Raw genomic sequence first — 24,861 nt, 5'->3', positions numbered from 1 at the left:
TTCGGGGCGTGAATTAAGGTGAGGGTAACCTCACTCGTGTTGACCCGCCGGGCCGAGCGCCCCCGAGCAGATCCGAGCACCATGACCTCGCCCGCGACCGCCGCCACGACGGCCGACGTCCCCGGCGGCACGGCACCGGCCGACCCCGCCGACCGCCCGGCCGGGGTCGCCCGCACGAACGCGGGGCGCAGCCTCGGGCTCGTCGTCGCCCTCGCGGTCCTCGTGCTCGCGGTCGTGCTGAGCCTCGTCGTGGGCTCGAAGCCGGTCCCGCTCGGCACGGTCTGGGACGCCCTCACCGGCTACGACGGCTCGGGCGACCACGTGATCATCCGCGACCTGCGCCTCCCGCGAACGGTCGTCGGGCTGCTCGTCGGCACCGCGCTCGGCGTCTCGGGCGCCCTCATCCAGGCCATGACGCGCAACCCCCTGGCCGACCCGGGCATCCTCGGGGTCAACGCGGGCGCCGCGTTCGCCGTCGTGCTCGCCGTCGCGTTCCTCGGGCTCACCGACATCGGGTCGTTCATCTGGTTCGCGTTCGCGGGCGCCGTCGTCGCGACCGTCGCGGTGTACGCCATCGGGTCGCAGGGCCGCGGGGGAGCGACGCCCGTGCGGCTCACCCTCGCGGGCGTCGCGCTGGGCGCGGTGCTCGGCGGCGTCTCGCAGGGCATCACCCTGCTCGACCCGGCGGCGTTCGACCGCATGCGCTTCTGGGGCGCCGGCTCGCTCGCGGGCCGCACGATGGAGATGGCGGGGACGATCGCCCCGTTCGTCGTGATCGGGCTCGTCATCGCGCTCGTCGTCGCGCGCCCGCTCAACACCGTCGCGCTCGGCGACGACCTCGCGAGCTCGCTCGGCGCGCACGTCGGGCGCACGCGCGTGCTCGTCGGCGTCGCGGTCATGCTCCTGTGCGGCGCGGCGACGGCCGCGGCCGGGCCCATCGCGTTCGTCGGCCTCATGGTGCCGCACGTCGCGCGGTGGACGGTCGGCCCGGACCAGCGCTGGATCCTCCCGTACTCGGCGGTGCTCGCGCCCGTCCTGCTGCTCGTGTCCGACGTCGTCGGCCGGGTCGTCGTCATGCCGGGCGAGCTCCAGGTCGGGATCGTCACGGCGTTCGTCGGTGCCCCGGTCCTCATCGCGCTCGTGCGCCGCTCGAAGGCGAGCGGGCTGTGAGCGCCCCGGTGCAGGACCGTCTCCCGGCCGGGGCGCCCGGTCCGGACCGGCGCGTCGACTTCGGCCGCCCGACGCGCGTCGTGCGCGGCCGGGGCGTGAGCCTGCGGCTCGACCTGCGCACGCTCGCGGTGTGCGGGGCGCTCCTGCTCGTCGCGCTGGCCGTCGGCGTGGTCGCGCTCACCACCGGCGACTACCCGCTCACCGTGCCGCAGGTGCTCCAGGCGCTCGTCGGCGCGGCCGACGGCCCGGTGCACCTGGTCGTCGTCGAGTGGCGCCTCCCGCGCGCGCTCATGGCGCTCGTGCTCGGCGCGGCGCTCGGCGCGAGCGGCGCCATCTTCCAGTCGCTCACGCGCAACCCGCTCGGCAGCCCCGACGTCATCGGCTTCAACACGGGCGCGTACACCGGGGCGCTCGTCGTCATCATGCTGCTCGGCGGCGGGTACGTCGGCGTCGCGGCGGGCGCGCTCGTCGGCGGGATCGTCACCGCCGGGGTCGTGTACGTCCTCGCCTACCGGCGCGGCGTGCAGGGGTTCCGCCTCATCATCGTCGGCATCGCGGTGTCCGCGATGCTCGCCTCCGCCAACCAGTGGCTCATCGTCAAGGCCGACCTCGAGACGGCGATGGCCGCCGCCGTGTGGGGCGCGGGGTCGCTCAACGGCATGACGTGGGCGCAGGCGGTCCCCGCGTGCGTGCTCGCCGCGCTCCTGGCCCTGCCGCTCGTGTGGCTCGCCCCGCGCATGGGCCTGCTCGAGCTCGGGGACGACGCCGCGGCCGCCCTGGGCCTGCGCAGCGAGCGGGTGCGGCTCGCGCTCGTCGTCCTCGGCGTCGCGCTCACCGCGCTCGTCACCGCCGCGGCCGGCCCGATCGCGTTCGTCGCGCTCGCCGCGCCGCAGCTCGCGCGCCGCCTCACGGGCAGCGCGGGCGTACGCATCCTGCCCGCCGCGTGCATGGGCGCGGTGCTCCTCGCCGCGAGCGACCTCGTCGCGCAACGCGCGTTCGCCCCGACCCAGCTCCCCGTCGGCGTCGTCACCGTGAGCGTCGGCGGCGCCTACCTCGTCTGGCTCCTCGTCCGCGAGGCCCGCAAGTGACCCCGACCCCGCAGACCGGAAGGACCCCGGTGGCACCCACCCAGCTCGCGGACGCCCCGCACGACGCGGCCGCGCCCGCCGCGCCCGGCTCCGCCGACCGCCCCGCGGCCCCCTCGACCGACCGCCTGCACGCCGACGGCATCACCGTCGGCTACGACGACCGCGTCATCTCCTCGGGGCTCGACGTGACGATCCCCGACGGCTCGTTCACGGTGATCGTCGGGCCGAACGCGTGCGGCAAGTCGACGCTGCTGCGAGCCCTGTCGCGCCTCCTCAAGCCGTCGCAGGGCGAGGTCGTGCTCGACGGCCGCTCCATCTCGTCCATCCCCGCGAAGGAGGTCGCGCGCCGCCTCGGCCTCCTGCCGCAGTCGTCGATCGCGCCCGAGGGGATCACCGTCGCGGACCTCGTCGCGCGCGGGCGCTACCCCCACCAGAAGCTCCTGCGCCAGTGGTCGCGCGAGGACGAGGCGGCCGTGGTCGCCGCGCTCGCCGCGACCGGCACGACCGACCTGTCGGGCCGCCTCGTCGACGAGCTGTCCGGCGGTCAGCGCCAGCGCGTGTGGGTCGCGATGGTCCTCGCGCAGGAGACGCCCCTCCTCCTGCTCGACGAGCCGACGACGTTCCTCGACATCGCCCACCAGATCGAGCTGCTCGAGCTGTGCGCCGACCTCAACCGGGACCGCGGGCACACGCTCGTCGCCGTCCTGCACGACCTCAACCACGCGTGCCGCTACGCGACCCACCTCATCGCCATGAAGGACGGCGCGATCGTCGCCGAGGGCGCGCCGGGCGAGGTCGTCACGGCCGAGCTCGTGGAGGACGTGTTCGGCCTCCCGTGCCGCATCATCGCCGACCCCGTGACGGGCACCCCGCTCGTCGTGCCCGAGGGCCGGCCCCGCCGCGCCTGACGCGGCCCCGTTCTCCCGGTCGGACCACCCCGCCCGACCGGCCCCCCACCGTCCTGCGCTCGCCCGCACCGCCTCGTCGGAGGAGCACCGCATGACCCGCACGACCCGTCCCTCGTCCACCCTGCCCGGCGCGTCCCGTCCACGGCGCCGGCCCGCGCGCGCGGTCGCGGCGGCCACGCTCGCGCTCGGTCTCACGGCCGTCGTCGCGGCGTGCTCCCCGGGCACCGACGCGGGCTCCGACGGCGCCGGGGGCGGCCAGCCGTCCGCGAGCGCCGACGGCTGGTCGTGGACGTCCTCGGGCCACGGCACGACGTACGAGCTCGACGAGGCGCCGGACCGCCTCGTCGTCGACGGCTACTCGGCCGCCGCGCTGTGGGACTACGGCGTGCGGCCCGACGGCGTGTTCGGGTACGGCTTCTCGGACACCGGGGCGCTGTCGATCGGCAACGCCCGGGTCGACGAGATGGAGGTCGTCGGCACCGACGCCGAGCTCAACCTGGAGAAGCTGCTCGCGCTCGACCCCGACCTCGTGATCGGGTTCGGCACGGAGGACGGCACGGCGTGGCGGTGGTGGGACGAGAAGATCACCGAGGAGGCCACCGCCGTCGCGCCGTTCGTCGGGATGAAGTTCTCCGGCCGCCCCGTCGTCGAGGTGATCGAGGACTACGCGTCGCTCGCGGAGGCGCTCGGCGGTGACGCGGACACCCCGGAGGTCGCGGAGGCGCGCGCCGCGTTCGACGAGCGCCTCGACACCCTGCGGGCGATCGCGGCGGAGAAGCCGCTGACGATCCTGCCGCTCAACGGGGCCGAGGAGCTGTGGGTCGGGCAGCGGACCCTGGGCCAGCTCGCGCTGCTGGAGGAGCTGGGCTTCACGATCGGTGGCCCGCAGGACCAGCAGGCCTGGGCGGAGCTCAGCTGGGAGCGCGTGCCGGACTACCCGGCGGACGTCGTGCTCAGCTACACCGGCTCCGACGAGGCCATGGCGGCGAACCCCGTCTACGCGGGCCTGCCGGCGGTCCAGGCGGGGCAGGTCGTCGGCTGGGACGACAAGCGCCCGTTCACGTGGGCGAGCTACGTCGAGTGGTTCGACGAGCTCATCGCGGTGCTCGACGGCGCCGAGGTCGTCTCGGGGCCGCCTGCGTCCTGACCGTCCCACCAGTCGAGGACGACGGTCGCGTGGTACGTGAGCCAGCGTGACGGCTCGCCCGCGGGGGCGTCGACCTCGAACCACACGCGGCCCGGGTGGCGCCGGCCCTGGAGCCAGGTGCCGTCCGGGCGCCGCGCGCGGCGGACGTGCTCGACCGCGTCCGCCGCGCGCGGCTCCGGCGGCGTGCCGTCGAGCAGCGACGCGGCGCGCAGGTAGACCAGCGCGTTGAGCACGCTGTAGTACCAGCGGAACGGGTAGGCGAGGCGGAACGCCCAGTCCCCGACGGGCTCGCCGGTGCCGAGCCGGCGGAACAGGCCGCGGCGGAGCAGGTACTCCTCGCCGGCGCGGCGCGCGGCGCGCAGCTCGTCCGTGGCCCCGGCGTGCTCCTGGTAGGCGAGGAGGCCCTTGAGCGCGTTGAGCGTCGAGTGGTACGACGACACGGTCGCGCCCTCGACCCACGCGCAGTTCCACCCGCCGTCGGGCAGCCGCCCGTCGAGGACGGTGCGGAGCAGCCCCGTCACGTCGACGCCGAGCCACGCGCCCGCGGCGAGCGTGTACCCGTTGATGCACCAGTCGACCTCGCCGCCCCAGAAGGGCAGGTCGTCGTATTCCCAGCGGCAGTGCTCGGCCAGCAGCTCGGGCGTGCGGCGCGCGCGGAGCACCTCGGGGTCGAGACCCCACTCGCGCAGCGCGACGAGCGACCAGGTGGTCGCGGTCCAGGGCTGGCCCTCCTCAGGCCTGCCCTCGGCGTCCGGCGCGGCCGCGCCGTCCCCGCCGACGTCCGCGGGGAAGTACGCGCCGCCCGCCCACTGCCCGTCGGGGTCCTGGAGCGCGAGGAGCCGGGCGCCGAAGCCCTCCGTCGCGACGCGCGCCCGCGTCGCCCGCCACACGGAGGGCGGGGCGTGCACGACGTCGCGCTCCACCTGCCAGCGCAGCGCCGGGTCGGCGTCGAGGAGCCAGCCGACGACGTCGTCGTCGACCGGCCCGCCGGACGGTCGGTCGGCCATCCCGTCACGCTACGCCCGGGGACAGCCGACCGCCGTCGGTCAGACGAAGCCGAACACGGGCGGGAACACGAGGGCGACGACCGCCGCCCACGCCGCGTAGACGGGCAGGAAGCGCGTCTGCCACGCGACGAGGTCGGCGAACGGCCGGCGCCCGCGGAGGAACGCCGTCGCGAGCACGGCCGACCACGCGAGGTGGACGAGCAGCAGGAGGTTGAGCCCGAGCGCCGCCGCCTTGTTGGGGCTCACGCCGAACTCGGCGATGCGCGTGAGCATCGCGGTGAGCGCGACGGCGTCGACGGCGAGCGCCGCGCCGACGAGGACCACCAGGAGCCCGTCGAAGAACGACCCGGGCGCGAGCGGGTCGCGTGCCGAGACGGAGTAGAGGAGCAGGCACAGGACGAGCACGAGGATCGCGTCCATGAGGATGAGCAGCTCGCGGTCGACCGCCGCGAGGTTCCCCGCCGTCGCGAGGACGACGAACGCGGCGAGGAGCATGACGAGCGTCAGCGGCGTGAACACGCGCGTGAGCACGGGCGCGATGTTCTCGACGACGTTCTGCTTGGCCTCGACGAGCCACGCGGCCACGATGAGCGCCGCCGGGACGCACAGGGTGAGGATCCAGCTGTCGAGGTAGGGCTCGAGGTCGACGCCGGCGAGCGAGAAGACCCCGGTCGTCAGGCCGAGCAGCACCCCGCCCCCGAGCGCGATGAGCGTGTAGTACACGGCGAGCTCGCCCGTGAACCGCACGAAGTCCATGCGACGCGCGTCCGAGCGCCACCGCCCGCCCACGTAGGCGAGCCCGACGACGGACCACAGCGTCACCGGGGCGGCGAGCGCCGCGAGGACGAACGTCGCGTCCGTGGGCGCGAACGGGTACACGTTGAGGACGACGCCCAGCACGGCGAACGGCACGACGAGCGCGCCGACGACGCGCAGCGTCACCTGGCGCTTCCACGCGAGGTAGGCCGTGAGGAACGGCAGCACGAGGAGCCCGACGTTGAGGCCGACCGTCTCCCAGGGCAGGAGCACGGTCGCCACCTTGACCGTGACGCCCACCGCGACGGCGAGCCCGAGCACGACCGTGAGCTCGCGCCACGAGCGGGTGCGGCCGGGCTGCTGGCCCACGAGGACGAGCTGCTTCCACAGGCGCTCGGAGTGCTCCTGCGCGAACTCGCGCGACAGGTCGTCGAGCGTGCCCATGCGCTTGACGGCGACGAGGAAGGCCTCGTCGTCGTCGAGGCCCGTCGCGCGCAGATCCTCGACCCGCTCGCGCAGGTGGTCCTCCATCTCGTCGACGTCCGCGGCGGAGATCGCCTCCCGGCGCCGGACGTACCCGCGCCACTGGTCGATCTGCGCCTCGAGCGCGGCGTGCGGGCCGGGGCTGGCGGCGCCGGCCGGCGCGGTCGCGGCGCCCATCAGGCCCACCCCTCCGCGCCGCGCGGCGGGCTCTGCAGCCCGTCCTGGGCGGAGCGCCACACCTGCTGGAGCGCGTGCGCGACGACGTCCCACTGGGCCTGGCGCTCGACGAGCGCCTCGCGCCCCGCGGCCGTGATCGCGTAGTGCTTGCGGCGCCGGCCGACGTCGGACGTGCCCCACGAGGCCTCGACGAGCCCGAGGCGCTCCAGCCGGTGCAGCAGCGGGTAGAGCATGCCGTCGGTCCACTGCATCCGGCCGCCCGAGAGCTCGTCCACACGCTTGAGGATCGCGTAGCCGTAGGACTCGCCGTCGGCGAGGATCCCGAGCACGAGCGGGGTGGCCGAGGCGGCCACGAGGTCCTTGTCGATACGCATAGCGCTCCTATGCCTAGTTGTTCTAGGGGTTATGACCCTAGCAGATCTAGGGTTGGCATCGGCGGGCGTGCCCGGCGCTACCGTGGCGCGATGGACGCCGCGACCCACGCCCGCCTCGTGCGAGCCCACCTCGACGCCGCGACGCCGGAGGCCGTGCGCCGCCTGCGCGCCGTCGTCGACGCGCTCCCGGACCGCGCGGAGGAGATCGTCGTCACGGTCTTCCCCGACCAGGACGGCGAGGGCACGTTCGACGTCGTCGTGTCGCTCGACGGCCCCGACGCCGCCGTGCTCGACCGCGCGATCGCGCCGCACCGCGCGCTGTTCGAGGTCGTGCACGGCGAGGACGGCCCCGTCCCGGGCGTGCCGCTCGTCGCACCCGGCCGGGCCCCGTACGACGCGCGCGACGTCGTCGTCGACACCGCCGCCGACTGGGTCGTGGAGGTGTGGGACGCCGCAGCGCGCGGCAGGTCGCGCGTGCCGGGCGTGGTGGAGGGGCACGACGGCCACGGCACCTCCGTGCCGCGCGCGCTCGCGCCATAAGCGCGGGAGCCAGGCCACGCGTGGTCGCCGGGGGCGACACCCGGAGGCGCAGCCCGGAGGAAGAGCACGAGCCGGGGAATGCGAAAGTCCCGGTCAGGGACGACCTGACCGGGACCTCGTCACGTGCGCGAGGGGGGAGTTGAACCCCCACGCCCTTTCGGGCACACGGACCTGAACCGTGCGCGTCTGCCTATTCCGCCACTCGCGCGTGCCGCAGAAGACTAGCACGGCGCGGGCGACCGACCGGCACCGCGCCGTCCTGCGTGACGCCCGCCACCCGGACGCACCGCGGCGTGGCCCCGTCGCCGACCACGACCTTCGTCGCCCTCGAGCACGTCGTCGCTCCCGGGAAGAGCGGCGAGACGACAGCAACCTCGTGCTCGGCGGGGGAGCGGACGCCCGACGTTCACACGCTCCGCCACGAAAGCGCCACATCCGTCCGGTAATCGTCCGACGAAACGGGCCTGCTGGTCCGACGCGATCGATACGATCTAGGTAGTCTGCCCGGACGCGGGTGCGCGGGGGGCCACCGGGGAAGGGTGCCGGCAGAGCAGACGAGATCCGCGCGGCGTGAGCCGCGGCACGAGCGAGCACGAGGGAGGAGGTGGCATGGGAGTCCTGGACCGCTTCGAGAAGGGCGTCGAGCGCGTCGTGAACAACGCCTTCGCCAAGGTCGGGCGCAGCGAGGTCAAGCCCGTCGAGCTCGCGAGCGCGCTGCGGCGCGAGGTCGACGACCGCGCCGCCGTCGTCGACCGCGAGCGCACGGTCGTGCCCAACGAGTTCACCATCGAGCTGTCGGTGGACGACTTCGGCCAGGTCGAGGGGTGGGGCGCGGAGACGCTCGCCGACGAGCTGGCGTCGAACGTCACCCAGTACGCCGCGTCGCAGCACTACGCGTTCGTCGGCCCCGTGAGCGTGAGCTTCGAGCAGAACGACACGCTCGACGTCGGCCGCTTCCAGCTCCGCTCGGCGAGCGTGCGCGGCAACGTCGCCCCCGCCACGACGGCGTCCCCGAGCACGCGCCACCCGCTCGTCGACATCGACGGGCAGCGCTACCTGCTCACCGGCCCGGTCACGGTGATCGGCCGCGGCTCGGAAGCCGACATCGTCGTCGACGACCCGGGCGTCTCGCGGCGCCACCTGGAGATCCGCGTGACCCCGGAGGGTGTGATCGCGACCGACCTCGGCTCCACGAACGGGCTGTTCGTCGAGGGCCACCAGGTGCCCGCCGCGACGCTGCTCGACGGGAACTCCCTGACGATCGGCCGGACCCGCATCATGTTCTGGACCGGCGCGTCCGACAACGAGGAGTGGTGATCCGGCCCGCATGACCGATCTCACGTTCACCCTGCTCCGGCTGGGCTACCTGGTGCTGCTCTGGGTGTTCGTGCTCTCCGCGATCGGGGTGCTGCGTCGGGACCTGTACGGCACGAAGATCACGCCGCGCCGCGGCAAGAAGGGCGCCCCCGCCCCGGCCGCCCGCCCGACGTCGGGCCCCACCCCCGCCGCCCCGGAGCCGTCGCGACCCGCCGCGCCCGCGGGCCCGTCGCGGCTCGTCGTCACCGCCGGCCCGCTGACCGGGACGACGATCCCGCTCACGACGTCGTCGATCCTCATCGGCCGCGCGCCGAGCTGCACGCTCGTCCTCGACGACGACTACTCGTCGTCGCGCCACGCCCGCATCTTCCCGCAGCACGGGTCCTGGTTCGTCGAGGACCTGGGCTCCACGAACGGCACCTACGTCGAGGACCAGCGGATCGCCCAGGTCACCCCCCTGGGCCTGGGGACGCGGGTGCGGATCGGTCAGTCCGTCGTCGAGCTGCAGAGGTAGCCCGCAGTGAACATCGCCCTGCGCTACGCCGCGCGCTCCGACGTCGGGCTCGTGCGCTCCAACAACCAGGACTCCGGCTACGCGGGCCCGCACCTGCTCGTCGTCGCGGACGGCATGGGCGGACACGCGGGGGGCGACGTCGCGTCCTCCATCGCGATCGCCGCGCTCGCCCCGCTCGACGGCGAGTCGCACGGCCCGGACGACGCGCTGGCCGAGCTCGAGCGCTCGATCGACCACGCCCGCCAGGACCTCGTGGACCGCAGCGTGACCGACCCGGAGCTGGTCGGCATGGGCACCACCGTCACCGCGATCCTGCGCGCCGGCAACAAGCTCGCCATGGCGCACCTCGGCGACTCGCGCGCCTACCTGCTGCGCGACGGCGAGCTGAACCAGGTCACGACCGACCACACGTTCGTCCAGCACCTCGTCGACACGGGGCGCATCTCGGCGGACGAGGCGGAGACCCACCCCCAGCGCAACGTCGTCATGCGCGTGCTGGGCGACTTCGACATCGACCTCACGCCGGACATGTCCGTGCGCGAGGCGAAGCCGGGCGACCGCTGGCTCCTGTGCTCGGACGGCCTGTCCGGGTTCGTCAGCCAGGAGACCATCGCGCAGACGCTCGCCGACACGGACGACGTCGACGCGTGCGCCGACCACCTGCTCCAGCTCGCGCTGCGCGCGGGCAGCACGGACAACGTGACGGTCGTCGTCGCGGACGTCGTGGACGTCGACGCCCTGCCCGACGGCGGGGCCCCCGGCACGGGCGCGCAGGTCGTCGGGTCCGCGGCGATCGACCGCGACGCCCCGACGTCGGCCGCGGACGGCCCGGCGGCCCGCGCGGCCGCGCTCATGGCGAGCACGAAGGCGACCGCCCCGGCCGAGGACCCGGACGCCGACGCGGCGGACGAGGACGGCGCGGAGGGTCGCACCACCCCCGAGGGCTCCGGCGACGACGAGGACGACGTGCGTCCCGGTCGCGCGCCCCGGCGCTGGGTCACCGTGGTCGCCATCCTTCTCGTGGTCGCGGGCCTGGGCGTCGCGGGCTGGGCGGGCTACCGCTGGACGCAGTCGCAGTACTACGTGGGCGTCGCCGACGGCCAGGTCGCGGTGTTCCGCGGCATCCCCGAGAACGCGGGCCCGGTCACGCTGTCGACCCCGATCGAGCTCACCGGGACGCGCGTCGACGACCTGCCGGGCTACGTCGTCGACCGCCTGGAGACCACGATCCCCGCGGAGTCGCTCGAGGACGCCCGCGCCCGCGCCGAGCGGCTGGTGGCCGAGGCCGCGGAGGACACCACCGAGACCCCCGCGACCGACGGCTCGACGGACGGGACCACGGGCGGGACCCCCGACGACGCGACGACGGGGACCCCAGAGGCCGACGCGCCGGCCGTGACCCCCGCGCCCACCGACGGCGCCGGCTCGGGGGCCTGATGGCCACGGTGGAGACCACCGAGGTGCGCCCCGGCCGGGGCGCGGAGCTCGGTCTGCTCGTCCTCGCGCTCGCGCTGGGCATCGGGGCGTACGCGCTCGTGGGTCTGCAGCTCACGGGCGAGCTCCCGGGCCGCTTCTACGTGTACAGCATCGGCACGGTGGTGCTCGCGGGCGCCGCGCACGTGCTGCTGCGGTTCAAGGCGCCGTACGCGGACCCGGTGATCCTGCCGATCGCCGTCGCGCTCAACGGCATCGGCCTCGCCATGATCTTCCGCCTCGACCTGGGCTCGCAGGTCACGGGCGGCGAGCAGGACCTCGCGCCCCGCCAGCTCCAGTGGACCGCGCTGGGCATCCTCTGCGCGTTCGCCGTCGTCTGGTTCCTGCGCGACCACCGCACCCTGCGCCGCTACACGTACACCGCGATGATCGCGGGCATCGTGCTCGTCGCGCTACCGCTCGTCCCGGGCCTGGGCACCCGCATCAACGGCGCCCAGATCTGGATCAACCTGTTCGGCTTCTCGCTCCAGCCGGCCGAGTTCGCGAAGGTCGCGTTCGCGATCTTCTTCGCGGGGTACCTCGTGACGAACCGCGACACGCTCGCGCTCGCCGGCCCCCGTGTGCTCGGCCTCCAGCTCCCCCGCCTGCGCGACCTCGGGCCGATCATCATCGTCTGGCTCGTCTCGCTCGCGATCCTCGTGTTCGAGCGCGACCTCGGGACCTCGCTCCTGTTCTTCGGCCTGTTCGTCGCGATGCTCTACATCGCGACCGAGCGCGTGAGCTGGGTCGTCATCGGTCTGCTCCTCATCGCGGTCGGCGCGGTGCTCGCGGCGTCGACGTTCGGGCACGTGCAGGCGCGCATCGACGTGTGGCTGCACCCGTTCGACCCGGAGATCTTCGGCCGCAGCCCGGGTGGCTCGGGCCAGCTCGTGGGCGGCCTGTTCTCGCTCGGCAACGGCGGCCTCTTCGGCACGGGCTGGGGCGCCGGCTACCCCCGAACGGTCCCGTACGCGTTCTCCGACTTCATCTACGCGTCGCTCGGCGAGGAGCTCGGGCTCACGGGTCTCATCGGCATCCTGCTCGCGTACCTCGTCCTCGTGGAGCGCGGCCTGCGCACCGCGATCGGCGTGCGCGACGGGTTCGGCAAGCTGCTCGCGGGCGGCCTCGCGTTCGTCATGGCGTGGCAGCTCTTCGTCGTGGTCGGCGGGATCACGCGGATCATCCCGCTCACCGGCCTGACCATGCCGTTCGTCGCCCAGGGCGGGTCGTCGCTCCTCGCGAACTGGCTCGTCGTCGGGCTGCTCCTGCGCATCTCGGACGACGCCCGGCGTCCCTCCTCCCTGCCCGTGCGCGGGCAGGTCGCGCCCGGCGGCGCGCGCAGCCGCACCGACTCCGACCCGGTCGCGGTCGTGGGTGGCGGCGCGGCCGTGGGCGCCCTGCCCGACGACGCCCCCACCACGGTCGGCGCGCCCGCCGTCCCCGGTACGTCCACGGGCCCCGCGCGCGCGACGACGGGCGTCCAGCCCGCCGTCGGGCGAGCCGGGGAGGTACCCGACCACCCGGACGACCTGCGGACCGAGGTCGTGCAGCGCCCGGACGCAGGCGCCGAGACCGACCGTGACCCCTGGGGAGGAGCCCGGTGAACGTCCCCCTGCGTCGCGTCGCGACCGTCGTCCTCGTGATGTTCCTCGCGCTCATGGTGTCGACGACGTACATCCAGTTCGTCCAGGCCGACTCGCTCAACAACGACTCGCGCAACGCCCGCACGATCTACCGCGAGTACAACAAGTTCCGCGGCCCGATCGTCGTCGCGGGCGACGCCATCGCGTCCTCGACGCCGGTGGACGACGCGTTCGGCTTCCAGCGGCAGTACTCCAACGGCCCGCTCTACGCGCCCGTCTCCGGCTTCCTGTCGCTCACCAACGGGCGCACGGAGATCGAGGACAAGGAGAACGACTACCTCAACGGCGAGGCGAGCTCGCTGTGGCTCGACCGCCTGAGCGCGCTGTTCACGGGGCAGCAGCCGCAGGGCGCGTCCGTCGAGCTGACGATCGACCCGGCGGCCCAGCAGGCCGCGTGGGACGCGCTGGGTGACCAGCGCGGCGCCGTCGTCGCGATCGAGCCGAAGACGGGCCGCGTCCTCGCGCTCGTGTCGAAGCCGAGCTACGACCCGAACGAGCTCGCGACGCACGACACCGCCCTCGCGCGCCAGCGCTACCAGGAGCTGCTCAACGCCGAGGGCAACCCGATGTCGAACCGGGCCATCCGCGGCAACACGTACCCGCCGGGCTCGACGTTCAAGATCGTCACCTCCGCCGCGGCCCTCGAGAGCGGGCAGTACACGCCCGAGACCGTGATCCCGGCCCCGGACGAGCTGCCGTACCCCCAGTCGACCCAGACGATGAAGAACTTCGGCGGCACACGCTGCTCGCCCACGGGCGAGATGACCCTCGCGGACGCGCTGCGCATCTCGTGCAACACCGCGTTCGGCGACCTGGCCATGACCCTCGGCGAGGACGCGATGCGCGACCAGGCCGAGGACTTCGGCTTCGACGCCTCGCTCGAGATCCCCATGGACGTCACGCCGAGCCGCTTCCCCGCCGAGGGCACGCCGGGCGCGGACGCCGCCGGGATCGCGCGCGCCGGCATCGGCCAGGGCGAGGTCAAGGTCACGCCGCTCCAGATGGCGATGGTCGCCGCCGCGATCGCGAACGACGGCGTGCAGATGGCCCCGTACACCGTCGAGACGATCCGCAACCCCGACCTCGACGTCGTCCGGCAGTCCGAGCCGCGCCGTCTGCGCACCTCGGTCTCGCCGTCGACGGCCGAGCAGCTCACCCAGATGATGGTGGGCGTCGTGCAGAACGGCTCGGGCAAGGCGGCGCAGATCCCGGGCGTGCAGGTCGCGGGCAAGACGGGCACCGCCGAGACGGGCGGCGAGGCCGCGCCGCACGCGTGGTTCACGAGCTTCGCCCCGGCCGACGACCCGCAGGTCGCGGTCGCGGTCATCGTCGAGAACGGCGGCTCGATGGGCAACGAGGCGACGGGCGGCGCGATCGCCGCGCCGATCGCCCGCGCCGTCATGGAGGCGGTGTTGAACGGATGAAGCCGGTCCGGGGGCTGACGCTCGGCAACCGCTACCGCCTCGTGCGGCGCATCGCCGTCGGCGGCATGGGCGAGGTGTGGGTCGCGGCCGACGACGCGCTCGGCCGCGAGGTCGCGGTCAAGGTCCTGCGGAGCGAGTACGCGGGCAACGAGGACTTCCTCAACCGCCTGCGCACCGAGGCCCGCAACAGCGCGGCGCTCTCGCACCCCAACATCGCGCAGATGTACGACTACGGCGAGACGAACGGCTCCGGGTACCTCGTCATGGAGCTCGTCGTGGGCGAGCCCATGGCGGACCTGCTGGAGCGCGAGCCAGTGCTCCCGCCCGCGCGGCTCCTGCCGATCCTCGCGCAGACCGCCCGCGCGCTGCACGCCGCCCACCTGTCCGGCGTCGTGCACCGGGACGTCAAGCCCGGGAACATCCTCATCGACCGCTCCGGCACGGTGAAGATCACCGACTTCGGTGTCTCGCTCGCGGCCAACCAAGTCCCGATGACCGCGACGGGCATGGTCATGGGCACGGCCCAGTACCTCTCGCCCGAGCAGGCCGTCGGCCAGGCCGCCACCGGCGCCTCGGACATCTACGCGCTGGGCATCGTCGCGTACGAGTCCATCGCGGGGAACCGCCCGTTCACGGGGTCCACGCCGGTGGACATCGCGGTCGCGCACGTCAACGAGCCGGTGCCGCCGCTGCCCACGTCGGTCGACCCGGAGCTCGGCGAGCTCGTCATGGTCATGCTCGCCAAGGACCCGCTGGCGCGGCCCCACCCGGCCGACGCGCTCGCGCGCGTCTTCGAGGGCATCGCCGCGCGCCTCGCGAGCGACCCCTGGTCCGCCCGCACAGGGGCGCCCGCCCCCACGCGCCGCGCGCGCCGGGCCCGCCCCACCGCCGACGACGTCCCCGCGCCCGAGCCGGACCCGGCACCCGTCATCACGCCGCTCGTCATCCCGGCCGCGGTGCGCGACCCGCACGCGACGGACCCGGCGAACCCGTGGGTCGCCCCCGAGCCCCGTCGCGCCGCGCACGCCGCGCAGGCGGACGTGCCGCCGCCGTCGGCCGCGACGCCCCCCGGCCCGCCCGACGACGACGCCACCCGCGTCCGCCCGCTCGGCCGGCACGGCGGGACGGTCCCGGCGACCGCCGAGCCCGTCCCGGCGCCGCCCGCACCGGACGACGCCGCGCCCGGCCCGGCCCTCCCGTGGGAGCGCCCCGTCCCCGCGGCCCCGGCGGACGACCCGGCCGCCCCGCGGTCGTACCCGCCGCGTCGCGAGATGCACGGTCCGACGCGCTCCTCACGACGGCCGCAGCCCACCCGCGCGGGCACGCGCCCGGCCGGCGCGCCCGGGGGTCCGGCGGGCTCGACGCGCGCCGAGCACGTCGCCCCGGCGACCCGCGCCGAGGCCCGACGACAGTCGCAGTCGGCACCCGCGCCGTCGCGCTCCGCGGGGCGCCGCACGTCGACCACGACGGGCCGCCGCCTGGGAGGCCTGCCCAACGGCCTGACCTGGCCCCTCGTCGCCCTCCTGGGCCTCCTGCTCGTGCTGGTGATCGCGACGATCGCCACGCTCGGGGACCGGGACGGCGACGGCGGCGACGCCGCCCCCGTGCGCGGCGCCGAGACCTCCGTGGAGGTCGCCGTGCCGGACGCCGAGACGCTCCCCGGACGGGTGACATCGTGACGACATCGTGGTGTTCCCCGCGTGGCCGCAGGGTCGCGGGTGGGATGATTGCGCCAGCTGTGCCGTGGGCGGACGCGCCCACGGCTCCGACGACACCGAAGGACGAATGAGTGGTGGACAACGCTCCCCGAGTGCTTGCCGGGCGCTACCAGGTCGGTGAGCTCATCGGCCGTGGTGGCATGGCCGAGGTGCACATCGGGCACGACAACCGCCTCGGTCGTACCGTCGCGATCAAGATCCTGCGCTCCGACCTCGCGCGCGACCCGACCTTCCTCGCGCGCTTCCGCCGCGAGGCCCAGGCGGCGGCGTCCCTCAACCACCCGGCCATCGTCGCGGTCTACGACACCGGCGAGGACGTCCACGCGGACGCCACCGGCAACTCGGTGCACGTCCCGTTCATCGTCATGGAGTACGTCGAGGGCCACACCGTGCGGGACATCCTGCGCGACGGCCAGGCCGTCCCGATCGACGAGGCGGTCGAGATCACGGCGGGCGTGCTCGCCGCGCTCGAGTACTCGCACCACGCCGGGATCGTGCACCGCGACATCAAGCCCGCGAACGTGATGATCACGCCCACGGGCGCGGTGAAGGTCATGGACTTCGGCATCGCCCGTGCCATGGCGGACTCGGCCGCGACGATGACGCAGACCCAGGCCGTCATCGGCACCGCGCAGTACCTCTCCCCGGAGCAGGCGCGCGGCGAGACGGTCGACGCGCGCTCCGACCTGTACTCGACCGGCTGCCTGCTCTACGAGCTGCTCACCGGCCGCCCGCCGTTCATCGGCGACTCGCCCGTCGCAGTGGCCTACCAGCACGTGCGCGAGGCGCCCGCGACGCCGAGCGCGATCGCTCCCGACGTGCCCGAGGTGCTCGACCGCATCACGCTCAAGGCGCTCGCGAAGGACCGCACGGCGCGCTACTCGAGCGCCGCCGAGTTCCGGGCCGACCTGGAGAACGCCGTGCGCGGCGGGTCGATCACGGCTCCGGCGCTCGGCGTCGCGGCCGCCGCCGCGGGCCTCGGCGCTGCCGCCGCGGCCGCCGACCTCCAGCCGACGATGGTCGAGTCCGCGACGCAGGTCATGACCCCGGCCGCAGCGGCGGCGAACCCTTGGGCGACCAGCGCGGCTCCCGCCGTCCCGCCGGGGGAGCAGCCACCGGGTGAGGACGAGGAGCAGCCGAAGAGCCGCAAGGGCCTCATGTGGACGCTCATCGCCGTCGGCGTGCTCGCGCTCGCCGCGATCATCACGATGATCGTCATCAACAGCCAGGGCGAGGACGAGCCGACGACCGGCACCGTCCCGACCCTGTCGGCGGGCGTCACGCCCGCGGAGGCCGAGCAGAGGATCACCGAGGCGGGCTTCGAGTACGCGCAGGCGATCGACCAGGACTCCACGGAGCCCGAGGGCACGTTCACCCGGACCGACCCCGCCGGCGGCACCACCCAGGAGCTGGGGGTGACCGTCACCGCCTTCTTCTCGGCCGGTCCCGACGCCGTCACCATCCAGGACCTCAAGGGCAAGACGCAGGAGGAGGCCCGGCAGTACCTCTCCGACGCCGGGCTCAACGTCGGCGACGTCAACACGGAGGACTCGCCGGACGTCCCGAAGGGCGCGGTGACGAAGACCGACCCCGGCGCCGGCCAGTCCGTGCCGGCGGGCTCGACGGTCAACCTGTTCGTGTCGAGCGGCCTCGTCGCCCTGCCGGACGTCACGGGCCAGCAGTTCGACGCTGCGAAGTCGACCGTCGAGGCGCTCGGCCTGAAGGTCGACCGCAGCGACGAGGAGTCCGACGAGCCGGAGAACCAGGTCCTCTCGCAGCAGCCCAACGCGGGCAGCGTCCCGCAGGGGTCGACCGTGACCCTCAAGGTCGCGATCCCGCGCGCGGCGGAGACGACGACGGTGCCGTCGAACCTCGTCGGGATGACCGAGGACCAGGCGAAGGACGCGCTCGGTGGTGCCGAGCTCAACGTGGGCACCCGCCAGACGCAGGAGTCCGACCAGTGGCCGGCCGGCGTCGTGATCGGGTCCGACCCGCGCGGCGGGGCAGAGGTCCCGGTCGGCACCCAGGTGTCGCTCATCGTCTCGACCGGACCCGGACCGTCGAACGGTGGGAACAACGGCGGCGGGAACAACGGCGGCGGCAACGGGAACGGCGGGGGCAACGGCGGAGACGGCGAGGGCTGACCCACCGCCCCCGGGCCCTCCACGACGACGGGCCCTCACCTCCACGGAGGTGAGGGCCCGTCGTCGTGCGGCGCGTCCGAATAGGCGGCAGACCGGGGCCGGTGCCGCGCGGTGCTCGCTACTGGCGCACGAGCGGGGCCATGCCCGCGGAGCGCTCGACGGCGCCCTCCAGGCCGCACGCCTCGAGCCAGTTCGCGAGCAGGCGGTGGCCACCCTCGGTGAGCACGGACTCCGGGTGGAACTGGACGCCGTGCAGCGGCAGGTCCTTGTGCTGGAGGCCCATGATGACGCCCCCGGCGGTCGTCGCCGTCACCTCGAGCTCGGCGGGCACGGTGTCGCTCACGACGGCGAGCGAGTGGTACCGCGTCGCGGTGAACGGGTGGGGGAGGCCGGCGAGCACGCCCTCGCCCTCGTGCTCCACGAGGCTCGTCTTGCCGTGCATGAGCTCGGGGGCGTGCGTGACCGTCGCGCCGTACACCTCGGCGAGGGCCTGGTGGCCCAGGCACACGCCGAGCATCGGCGTGCGCGACGCGGCGCACGTGCGGATCACGTGCTCGCTCTGCCCGGCCTCCTTCGGCGTGCCGGGCCCGGGGGAGACGAGGACGCCGTCGAACACGGTGCCGTCCGCGTCGCGGAAGCGCCCTTCGGCGTCGGGCTCCGGCACCGCGTCGTTGCGCACGACGACGGTCTGCGCGCCCAGCTGGTCGAGGTAGCCGACGATCGTGTAGACGAACGAGTCGTAGTTGTCCACGACGAGGATGCGGGTCGGGTGGGTCATCGCGGGGCCTCCACGGACGCTGCGCCGGCGGCGTCGGTCTGGATGTTGGGGTCGTTGAACGGCATGTACTCGGACACGAGCGGGAACAGCCACTCGAAGCACGCGAGCACGACGGCGGCCGCGAGGACGAGCAGGATCAGCACCCGCAGCCACGCCGGGCCGGGCAGCACGCGCCACAGCGCCCCGTACATCACGAGCCTCCTTCGGCGGCGGGAGCGGTCTGGCCGACGAGCTCCGGCGGCGTGCCGTCCTCGACGGGCATCCAGTAGTCGAACTTCGCGTTGACGATGTACCGCGCGACGAGCGAGTTGAGGCCGATCGGGTGGCACGTCGTCAGCGTGAGGTACCGCTCGGTGGGCTCGACGCCGGGCTGCCACGGGACGGGCGCGATCGCCTCGACCTGGTCGGGCTTCACGGCCTGCATGTGGTCGACGCGGTAGACGTACCACGTGCCGTCGGCCTCGACGACGATCGGGTCGCCGATCTCGAGCTCCTCGACGTCGTGGAAGATCTTGCCGTACGTCTGCCGGTGCCCGGCGAGGGAGAAGTTCCCGACGGCGCCCGGCATGACGGTCTCGGGGTAGTGCCCGGCCATCGCCTGGTCGAGGATCGACCGCTTGTCGGTGCCTTCCGCGATCGGCATCATCTTGCCGTCCCAGCGCGGCACGTAGAGCGTGCCCCACACCTCGCCGAGCGCGGGCGCGGCGGGGACGGGCGGGTCGTCACGCAGGATCGTCGTACCGACGTCCGCCGCGTCCGGCGTCGGCGCCTGGATCTCCTCGAGCACCTGCGCCTGGACGCGGTCCGCCTGGACGTCCGTCCACCAGAGCTGCCAGACGACGTACAGGCCGAGCAGGATCCCCAGCGTGATGAGCAGCTCGCCGAGCACCCCCACGACGGCGGACACCGGACCGCGACCCGAGCCGCGGTGCCCCGCGTGGCGGGCCGGTGCGGGGGTCGTCGCGGTCACGACGCCACCGCGTCGGACGGGCGCGCGTAGCGGAGCTCGAGCGCCCCCTGGTAGCCCGGCATCTCGATGTCGCTCTCGTCCTCGACGGACCAGCCGAGGTTCACCGCGTCGACGTACTCCTTGTACACCTGGACGCCCGGCGAGCGGTCGAGCGCGTCGCGCAGGGCCTCGGGGTCGCCCACGGCCTCGACGACGTAGGGCGGGGAGTACACGCGGCCGTGCAGCAGCAGGATGTTGCCCGCGCAGCGGAACGCCGACGTCGCCGTGACGCGCTGCCCCTGGAGCGTCATCGCCTCGGCACCGCCCGCCCACAGCGCGTTGACGACGGACTGGATGTCCTGCTGGTGCACGACGAGGTCGTCGGGGCGGATCCCCGCCGGGTAGCTGCCCTCGGGGGGCGCGTCGTCGAGCGTCACGGAGACGCCGGCACCCTGGACGGGCGTCGTCCCCGCGGCGACGGCGGTGCGCGCCGCGAGGTCGGGGTCGACGCCGGCGGGCGCGTCCCCGGTCTGCGACAGGCCAGCGACCTCGGCCGTCAGGGCGTCGACCTGCGTCGCGAGGTCGGCCACGCGGTCGGACTCGCGGTCCACGAGCTGCGCGAGGTTCTCCGGGTGCCGGGACTCGTCGCCGCGCGCGAGGCGCGCGTTCGCCGTGAACATGACCCCGGCGAGCGCGAGGACGAGCGCGACCGTCACGGCGGACCGGACGCGACGCGCGCGCGGCGTGCCGTCCGGGGCGGACGACGGCCCCTCGGCGGGGTCGTCCGGGCCCGTGGCGGCAGGGTCCGTGGTGCTCACGCGACCGTCTCCTTCCTGGGGCGGACGAGGTCGTCGACCGGGTCTGCGTCGTGCGTCGGCGTCGTGCTGAGGTCGTGCGGCGCACACCTCGCGGCACGTCCTCCGCGCGCGGTGTCCGTGCCTATTGTGTGCGCCCACTACGCTAGTCGACGAACGTCGTCCACGATCGTGACGGACCTGTGCTCCGGCAGAGCCTCGCGGCCCGTCGACGACCTTCGCCCGACCCATGCACGGTTCCTGCACGACGACGGCAGGCGTCCGCTCCCGCGGTGCGTCTCGGCGCCGGCGCAGCGAGCCCCACCAGGACAGGAGCCCACCCTCGTGCCCGAGTCGAAGTCGCGCAAGAAGCCCAAGCCGCAGCGTCCGCCGAGCGTGCCGAAGCCCGAGACGGGCAACCCGCGCTGGCTCGTGCCCACGATGCTCGGGCTCATGCTCGTCGGGCTCGCCTGGATCGTGCTGTTCTACCTCAGCGGTCCGAAGCAGCTCCCCGTCCCGCCGCTCGGCGCGTGGAACCTCGGGGTCGGCTTCGCCTTCATCATCGCGGGCTTCGCGCTCACGACGCGCTGGAAGTAGCCGCGCGCCAGGGCGGGGCCTGGGCCCCGCCCTGGCGCGTCGGGCCTCACACCGGTGTAGTTCCACACCTGTGAGTAACCCTGGGGATAACTCTTGTGGCCGCCTCGTCAGGCGAGGTGGCCGAACTGGTCCGCGGCGGCGTAGGTGAGCCAGGAGGCGGCGACCAGCGCCACCACGACGACGACCGTCGCCCCCACGGACACGAGGGTGCGACGCTCGCGCGGCGCGTACGCATAGGCGGCGCCGAGCGCGAGCCCCACCACGAGGCCGCCCAGGTGCGCCTGCCACGCGATGCCGGGGAAGAACAGCCCAATCGCGAAGTTGATGCCGATGAGCACGACGATCTGCATCGCGTTGCGGCCCGTCCGGCGCAGGACGAGCAGGATCGCCCCGAAGAGGCCGAAGACCGCGCCCGAGGCGCCGACGACGGGCTGGTACCAGGCCTCCGACGTCGGCCCCCCTGCGAGGAGCAGGTAGCCGACGGAGCCGCCGAGCGCGGAGAGCAGGTAGAGCGCCGTGAAGCGCAGCCGGCCGAGCTGCTGCTCGAGGAACGGGCCCGTGATCCACAGGGCGTACATGTTGAAGAGGATGTGGACAGGGCTCGTCGAGTGCAGGAACGCCGCCGTGAGGAAGCGGTAGGGCTGCAGCTCGCCGACCCAGGGCGCGAACGCGAGCATGTTCGTCCACGTACCGCCCGTGACGAGCTGGAGGAGCCAGCTCACGACGCACAGGCCGATGATCGTGAACGTCACGACGGGCGGCCCGCCTCGCACCTTCCCACCCAGCGCGGTGCGCTGCGTCGGCGCCTGGCGGGCGGCGTCGCGCACGCAGTCGACGCACTGGATGCCGACCGCGGCCGGTCGCTGGCACTCGGGGCACGCCGGGCGCCCGCACCGCTGGCAGCGCACGTACGACACGCGGTCCGGGTGCCGCGGGCACACCGGCGGGACGGCGGGACCGTCGTGCGGTCCGGCCGTCCCGTACGCCGGCGGGCCGGGTGGCCCGGGAGGTGTCGCCGAGATGGTCAGTCCTCGATGGTGACGGACGTGATGACGATGTCCTCCTGCGGGCGGTCGCCCGGACGCGTGGGCGTCGCGTTGATCGCGTCGACGACGGCGCGGGACTCGTCGTCCGCGACCTCGCCGAAGATCGTGTGCTTGCCGTCGAGCCACGGCGTGGGGACCGTCGAGATGAAGAACTGCGACCCGTTGGTGCCCTCGGCCTCGCCCGTCACCGGGTTGCGGCGCACGCCCGCGTTCGCCATCGCCAGCAGGTACGGGCGGTCGAACTGGAGCTCGGGGTGGATCTCGTCGTTGAACGTGTAGCCGGGGCCGCCGGTGCCGGTCCCGAGCGGGCAGCCGCCCTGGATCATGAAGTCCTGGATCACGCGGTGGAAGATCAGCCCGTCGTAGAAGGGCTCGGTGCGCTCGGCCCCGGTGCGGGGGTCGGACCACGTCGTGGTGCCCTGGGCGAGCCCGACGAAGTTCGCCACCGTCTTCGGGGCGTGGTTCGGCAGGAGCTCGATCCGGATGTCACCTGCGGTCGTGTGGAGGGTTGCGAACATGGGCACCATCTTCCCACGAGACCCGCGCCCGACCCGTCCGGGGCGATGTCTCGCGGCGTGGCCGGGGTGGTGGCAGAGTGGGCGGAAACGCATCGCATCCGCACATTCGTCCCGTCGGACGACGACCCCGGGGAGCACGCATGACCCGTACTCGCTCAGCGAGCGACTCCGTCAAGGACACGCTCGAGTCGATCGACACCGAGAAGCTGAAGGAACAGGCCGCCCAGGCCGCCGCGACCGCGCAGAGCGCCGCGACCCAGCTCGCGGACCAGGCCAAGGACGCCGCGGTGCACGCCAAGGAGTGGGGCACGCCCAAGGTGGAGGCGTTCCTCGAGTGGCTCCAGCCGCGCGTCGAGAAGGCGTGGCAGGACAGCATCCAGGCCGCCGCGCCGCGCGTCGAGAAGGCCGCGACCAAGGCCGCGCCCGCGATCGACACCGCGCACGACCGCCTCGTGGAGGACGTGCTGCCGAAGATCGTCGCGAGCTTCAACGCCGCCGCCGCCAGCGCGGCCGACTCCGCCCAGCGCGCCGCGGACAACGCGGCCGAGGCGACCGCCGCCGCCACGGCCGCGGCAGCCGCCGCGTCGGGCAAGAAGGCGCGCAAGCTCGCGAAGCAGGCCAAGAAGGCGACGGCGGAGGCCGCGAAGCAGGCGCAGAAGTCCGCGGGCAAGGCCGGCAAGAAGGCCGCCAAGCACGCCGACAAGACCGCGGAGAAGGCGGCCGCCAGGCTCGCCGCGGCCGCGGCCGCGGACAAGGCGGCGGCGAAGGCCGCCGAGGCGGACTCCTCGAAGGGCAAGGGCCGCACGCTCTGGTGGATCGCCGGTGGCGTGACCGCCGCGGGCGTCGGCTACGTGCTCTACCGCCGCGCGCAGCCCACGACCGACCCCTGGGCCGAGCCGTGGGAGCAGGAGCAGCAGCAGGTCCACTTCGACGACGTCGTCGGCGACGCCAAGCACGCCGTCGGGGACGCCGCCGAGTCGATCGGCGAGGCCGCGGGCGCCGCCGTCGCGAAGGGCCGCGAGGCCACGGACAAGCTGGCCGAGCGTGCTGCCGAGGTCCGCGACGACGTCACCGACCGCGTCACCGAGGCCGTCTCGGACGCGAAGGACGCGGCGAAGAAGGCGACGAGCCGGGCCCGCAGCACCACCCGTGGCGGCGCTGCCGGCGCGAAGGACGCGGTGAAGGACACGGCGGAGGACGTCAAGGACGCCGCCGCGGACGCCAAGGACGACCTGGGCGACGCCGGCAAGAAGGCGCGCGAGGCCGCCGAGTCCGCGGCGCAGGACGCCGCGAAGAAGGCCGACGACGCCTGACGCTCCACCCCGCCGTCCTCGCACGGTGACCGACGACCGAGGGGCCCGTCCCAGCAGGGACGGGCCCCTCGTCGTCCCCAGAGGGCGGAGATCTCACGAGCACGCCGACGCCGAGGCCGGACGCACGAAGACCCCGTCCGGCGACGGACGGGGTCGCGCTCAGGCGGACTGGAGCCGACTTCCGACCGCCGTCGCACGCCCCAACCCCGCTGCCAGTGTGGGCTTGACGCTCCTCGTGATCGCACGTACCGGAAGAGCCCCGGTGGCGAACCGGGCGAAGGGAGCGGTGCTCACTGGTCAGCACGCTTCGACGAACGTTCACTGGCGACTGCCTCGACGCGGTCGCTCGCAACAAGGGGTGGCTCGTGCTCCCACACGCGCACCACCGTCCAACCGAGCTCCCTGAGGAGGCGGTCGGTGTCGCGGTCGCGCGCCTGGTTGGCGGCGAGCTTTGTCTTCCACCAGTCGCCGTTCGACCGCGGCATCATGCCGTGCTCGGGGCAGCCGTGCCAGAAGCAGCCGTCGACGAAGACGGCGACCTTGGCTCGTGTGAAGGCGACATCGATGGTCCGCCTCCGCTGACCTGGGACCGGGTATGCGACGCGGTACCGCATCCCGCGTGCGTGTAGCTCGCGGCGCAGCGCGACTTCGGGGGCCGTGTCGCGTCGCTTGGCAACGCTCATTCGCCTCGAGACGACCACGGACGAGGAACCCGGGTGAGCGGGGACGTGTTGCGGGACGGGGCGCTCGGAGGTCATGACACCATCGTGCCGTCTCGACGCGAGCCGCCGAGGTGCCGAGGCGATGAAGAGTGCCCGCATCCCCCGTCCGAAGTCACACCGCGGCGAGCAAGCGGCGAGGGGCCGAACGGAGGGCCTCATGAGCCTGCTTGGATGGCGGCATGACAGCAGATCGGGTCAAGAAGGACGAGTATCCCAGGATCATCGCCGACTACCTGGGCATCTTGCCGATCGAGGGGGCGG

24 protein-coding genes and 1 tRNA gene are annotated in these 24,861 nt (G+C 74.0%); 14 read left to right on the top strand and 11 right to left on the bottom strand.

Annotated features, from left to right (window positions below; genetic code table 11):
- The first annotated feature begins 81 nt into the window (after positions 1–81).
- From GWJ10_RS04510 to GWJ10_RS04495, 4 genes are all read left to right on the top strand, one after another.
- The gene (locus tag GWJ10_RS04510; protein WP_163185475.1) at positions 82–1,170 is read left to right on the top strand and encodes an iron chelate uptake ABC transporter family permease subunit; all 1,089 of its coding nucleotides are present in this window, start codon (positions 82–84) and stop codon (positions 1,168–1,170) included.
- Entirely contained in the window at positions 1,167–2,258 is a 1,092-nt protein-coding gene (gene fepG, locus GWJ10_RS04505) for an iron-enterobactin ABC transporter permease (RefSeq protein WP_241005663.1), read from the top strand. The genes GWJ10_RS04510 and fepG overlap by 4 nt, the downstream gene beginning before the upstream one ends.
- 125 nt (positions 2,259–2,383) lie before the next feature.
- Positions 2,384–3,166 (top strand): ABC transporter ATP-binding protein, encoded by a 783-nt coding sequence (locus GWJ10_RS04500; protein WP_031315990.1) that lies wholly within the window; start codon positions 2,384–2,386, stop codon positions 3,164–3,166.
- A gap of 91 nt (positions 3,167–3,257) precedes the next feature.
- Entirely contained in the window at positions 3,258–4,313 is a 1,056-nt protein-coding gene (locus GWJ10_RS04495) for an ABC transporter substrate-binding protein (RefSeq protein WP_163185466.1), read from the top strand.
- Here GWJ10_RS04495 and GWJ10_RS04490 read toward each other — a convergent pair.
- Genes GWJ10_RS04490 through GWJ10_RS04480 form a run of 3 tightly spaced genes read right to left on the bottom strand, consistent with a single transcriptional unit; the run spans position 4,238 to position 7,110 of the window.
- On the bottom strand, positions 4,238–5,320 hold the full coding sequence (locus tag GWJ10_RS04490) for a squalene cyclase (protein ID WP_163185462.1): 1,083 nt from the start codon (positions 5,318–5,320) through the stop codon (positions 4,238–4,240). The two genes, GWJ10_RS04495 and GWJ10_RS04490, sit on opposite strands and share 76 nt — an antisense overlap.
- Positions 5,321–5,359: 39 nt before the next feature.
- Entirely contained in the window at positions 5,360–6,736 is a 1,377-nt protein-coding gene (locus tag GWJ10_RS04485; protein WP_163185459.1) for a permease prefix domain 1-containing protein, read from the bottom strand.
- The gene (locus tag GWJ10_RS04480) at positions 6,736–7,110 is read right to left on the bottom strand and encodes a helix-turn-helix transcriptional regulator (protein WP_163185457.1); all 375 of its coding nucleotides are present in this window, start codon (positions 7,108–7,110) and stop codon (positions 6,736–6,738) included. The genes GWJ10_RS04485 and GWJ10_RS04480 overlap by 1 nt, the downstream gene beginning before the upstream one ends.
- Positions 7,111–7,200: 90 nt before the next feature.
- Between GWJ10_RS04480 and GWJ10_RS04475 the strand changes: the two genes are divergently transcribed.
- Complete coding sequence (locus GWJ10_RS04475; RefSeq protein ID WP_163185455.1) at positions 7,201–7,650, top strand: DUF6389 family protein; 450 nt, start codon at positions 7,201–7,203, stop codon at positions 7,648–7,650.
- Positions 7,651–7,774: 124 nt separating this feature from the next.
- On the opposite strand, the gene GWJ10_RS04470 is transcribed toward GWJ10_RS04475, so the two are convergent.
- Positions 7,775–7,858: transfer RNA gene (locus GWJ10_RS04470), tRNA-Leu, on the bottom strand.
- A gap of 401 nt (positions 7,859–8,259) precedes the next feature.
- Between GWJ10_RS04470 and GWJ10_RS04465 the strand changes: the two genes are divergently transcribed.
- The 7 genes from GWJ10_RS04465 (at position 8,260) to pknB (ending at position 17,883) form a co-directional block, all read left to right on the top strand.
- Positions 8,260–8,967: a DUF3662 and FHA domain-containing protein gene (locus GWJ10_RS04465; protein WP_021480387.1), complete on the top strand. Its 708-nt coding sequence runs from the start codon at positions 8,260–8,262 to the stop codon at positions 8,965–8,967.
- Between the two features lie 10 nt (positions 8,968–8,977).
- Positions 8,978–9,481 (top strand): FHA domain-containing protein, encoded by a 504-nt coding sequence (locus GWJ10_RS04460; RefSeq protein WP_076404153.1) that lies wholly within the window; start codon positions 8,978–8,980, stop codon positions 9,479–9,481.
- Between the two features lie 6 nt (positions 9,482–9,487).
- Positions 9,488–10,918 (top strand): Stp1/IreP family PP2C-type Ser/Thr phosphatase, encoded by a 1,431-nt coding sequence (locus GWJ10_RS04455; RefSeq protein WP_061268261.1) that lies wholly within the window; start codon positions 9,488–9,490, stop codon positions 10,916–10,918.
- Positions 10,918–12,558, top strand: a complete 1,641-nt coding sequence (locus tag GWJ10_RS04450; RefSeq protein WP_206158330.1) for an FtsW/RodA/SpoVE family cell cycle protein — start codon at positions 10,918–10,920, stop codon at positions 12,556–12,558. Before GWJ10_RS04455 ends, GWJ10_RS04450 begins: the two co-directional genes overlap by 1 nt.
- Complete coding sequence (locus GWJ10_RS04445) at positions 12,555–14,021, top strand: penicillin-binding protein 2 (RefSeq protein ID WP_076404155.1); 1,467 nt, start codon at positions 12,555–12,557, stop codon at positions 14,019–14,021. Before GWJ10_RS04450 ends, GWJ10_RS04445 begins: the two co-directional genes overlap by 4 nt.
- On the top strand, positions 14,018–15,700 hold the full coding sequence (locus GWJ10_RS19760) for a serine/threonine-protein kinase (protein ID WP_163185452.1): 1,683 nt from the start codon (positions 14,018–14,020) through the stop codon (positions 15,698–15,700). Before GWJ10_RS04445 ends, GWJ10_RS19760 begins: the two co-directional genes overlap by 4 nt.
- A 110-nt stretch (positions 15,701–15,810) precedes the next feature.
- Positions 15,811–17,883 carry a Stk1 family PASTA domain-containing Ser/Thr kinase gene (gene pknB, locus GWJ10_RS04435; RefSeq protein WP_076404156.1) on the top strand — a complete coding sequence of 691 codons (2,073 nt, stop codon included), beginning with the start codon at positions 15,811–15,813 and terminating at the stop codon, positions 17,881–17,883.
- Between the two features lie 118 nt (positions 17,884–18,001).
- Here pknB and GWJ10_RS04430 read toward each other — a convergent pair whose 3' ends face one another.
- From GWJ10_RS04430 to GWJ10_RS04415, 4 genes are read right to left on the bottom strand one after another with little or no spacing between them, the layout of a single operon-like run.
- Complete coding sequence (locus GWJ10_RS04430) at positions 18,002–18,661, bottom strand: aminodeoxychorismate/anthranilate synthase component II (RefSeq protein ID WP_076404157.1); 660 nt, start codon at positions 18,659–18,661, stop codon at positions 18,002–18,004.
- On the bottom strand, positions 18,658–18,852 hold the full coding sequence (locus GWJ10_RS04425) for a hypothetical protein (RefSeq protein ID WP_034650515.1): 195 nt from the start codon (positions 18,850–18,852) through the stop codon (positions 18,658–18,660). The genes GWJ10_RS04430 and GWJ10_RS04425 overlap by 4 nt, the downstream gene beginning before the upstream one ends.
- The gene (locus GWJ10_RS04420) at positions 18,852–19,631 is read right to left on the bottom strand and encodes a class E sortase (RefSeq protein WP_061268265.1); all 780 of its coding nucleotides are present in this window, start codon (positions 19,629–19,631) and stop codon (positions 18,852–18,854) included. Before GWJ10_RS04420 ends, GWJ10_RS04425 begins: the two co-directional genes overlap by 1 nt.
- Entirely contained in the window at positions 19,628–20,428 is an 801-nt protein-coding gene (locus GWJ10_RS04415) for a DUF881 domain-containing protein (protein WP_241005662.1), read from the bottom strand. Before GWJ10_RS04415 ends, GWJ10_RS04420 begins: the two co-directional genes overlap by 4 nt.
- A 321-nt stretch (positions 20,429–20,749) precedes the next feature.
- Here GWJ10_RS04415 and GWJ10_RS04410 point away from each other — a divergent pair, with 321 nt between their 5' ends.
- Positions 20,750–21,001, top strand: coding sequence for a cell division protein CrgA (locus GWJ10_RS04410; protein WP_021483485.1), 252 nt, complete (start codon positions 20,750–20,752; stop codon positions 20,999–21,001).
- Between the two features lie 107 nt (positions 21,002–21,108).
- Here GWJ10_RS04410 and GWJ10_RS04405 read toward each other — a convergent pair whose 3' ends face one another.
- Both GWJ10_RS04405 and GWJ10_RS04400 read right to left on the bottom strand, forming a co-directional pair.
- Positions 21,109–21,918 carry a rhomboid family intramembrane serine protease gene (locus GWJ10_RS04405; RefSeq protein ID WP_241005661.1) on the bottom strand — a complete coding sequence of 270 codons (810 nt, stop codon included), beginning with the start codon at positions 21,916–21,918 and terminating at the stop codon, positions 21,109–21,111.
- A 107-nt stretch (positions 21,919–22,025) separates the two neighbouring features.
- The gene (locus GWJ10_RS04400) at positions 22,026–22,565 is read right to left on the bottom strand and encodes a peptidylprolyl isomerase (protein ID WP_163185449.1); all 540 of its coding nucleotides are present in this window, start codon (positions 22,563–22,565) and stop codon (positions 22,026–22,028) included.
- Between the two features lie 140 nt (positions 22,566–22,705).
- Between GWJ10_RS04400 and GWJ10_RS04395 the strand changes: the two genes are divergently transcribed.
- A complete protein-coding gene (locus GWJ10_RS04395; RefSeq protein ID WP_163185447.1) occupies positions 22,706–23,878 on the top strand; it encodes a hypothetical protein in 1,173 nt (390 codons plus the stop codon).
- A gap of 290 nt (positions 23,879–24,168) precedes the next feature.
- Here the strand turns inward: GWJ10_RS04395 and GWJ10_RS04390 are convergent, their stop codons facing one another.
- Complete coding sequence (locus tag GWJ10_RS04390) at positions 24,169–24,636, bottom strand: very short patch repair endonuclease (protein ID WP_346773821.1); 468 nt, start codon at positions 24,634–24,636, stop codon at positions 24,169–24,171.
- Positions 24,637–24,861 lie beyond the last annotated feature (225 nt).

The sequence above is a fragment of the Cellulosimicrobium sp. SL-1 genome (assembly GCF_011033075.1).
In the GTDB taxonomy this organism is placed as follows: domain Bacteria; phylum Actinomycetota; class Actinomycetes; order Actinomycetales; family Cellulomonadaceae; genus Cellulosimicrobium; species Cellulosimicrobium funkei.
Note: the sequence above shows the minus strand (reverse complement) of the source record. Positions and strands in the feature narration are given on the sequence as shown.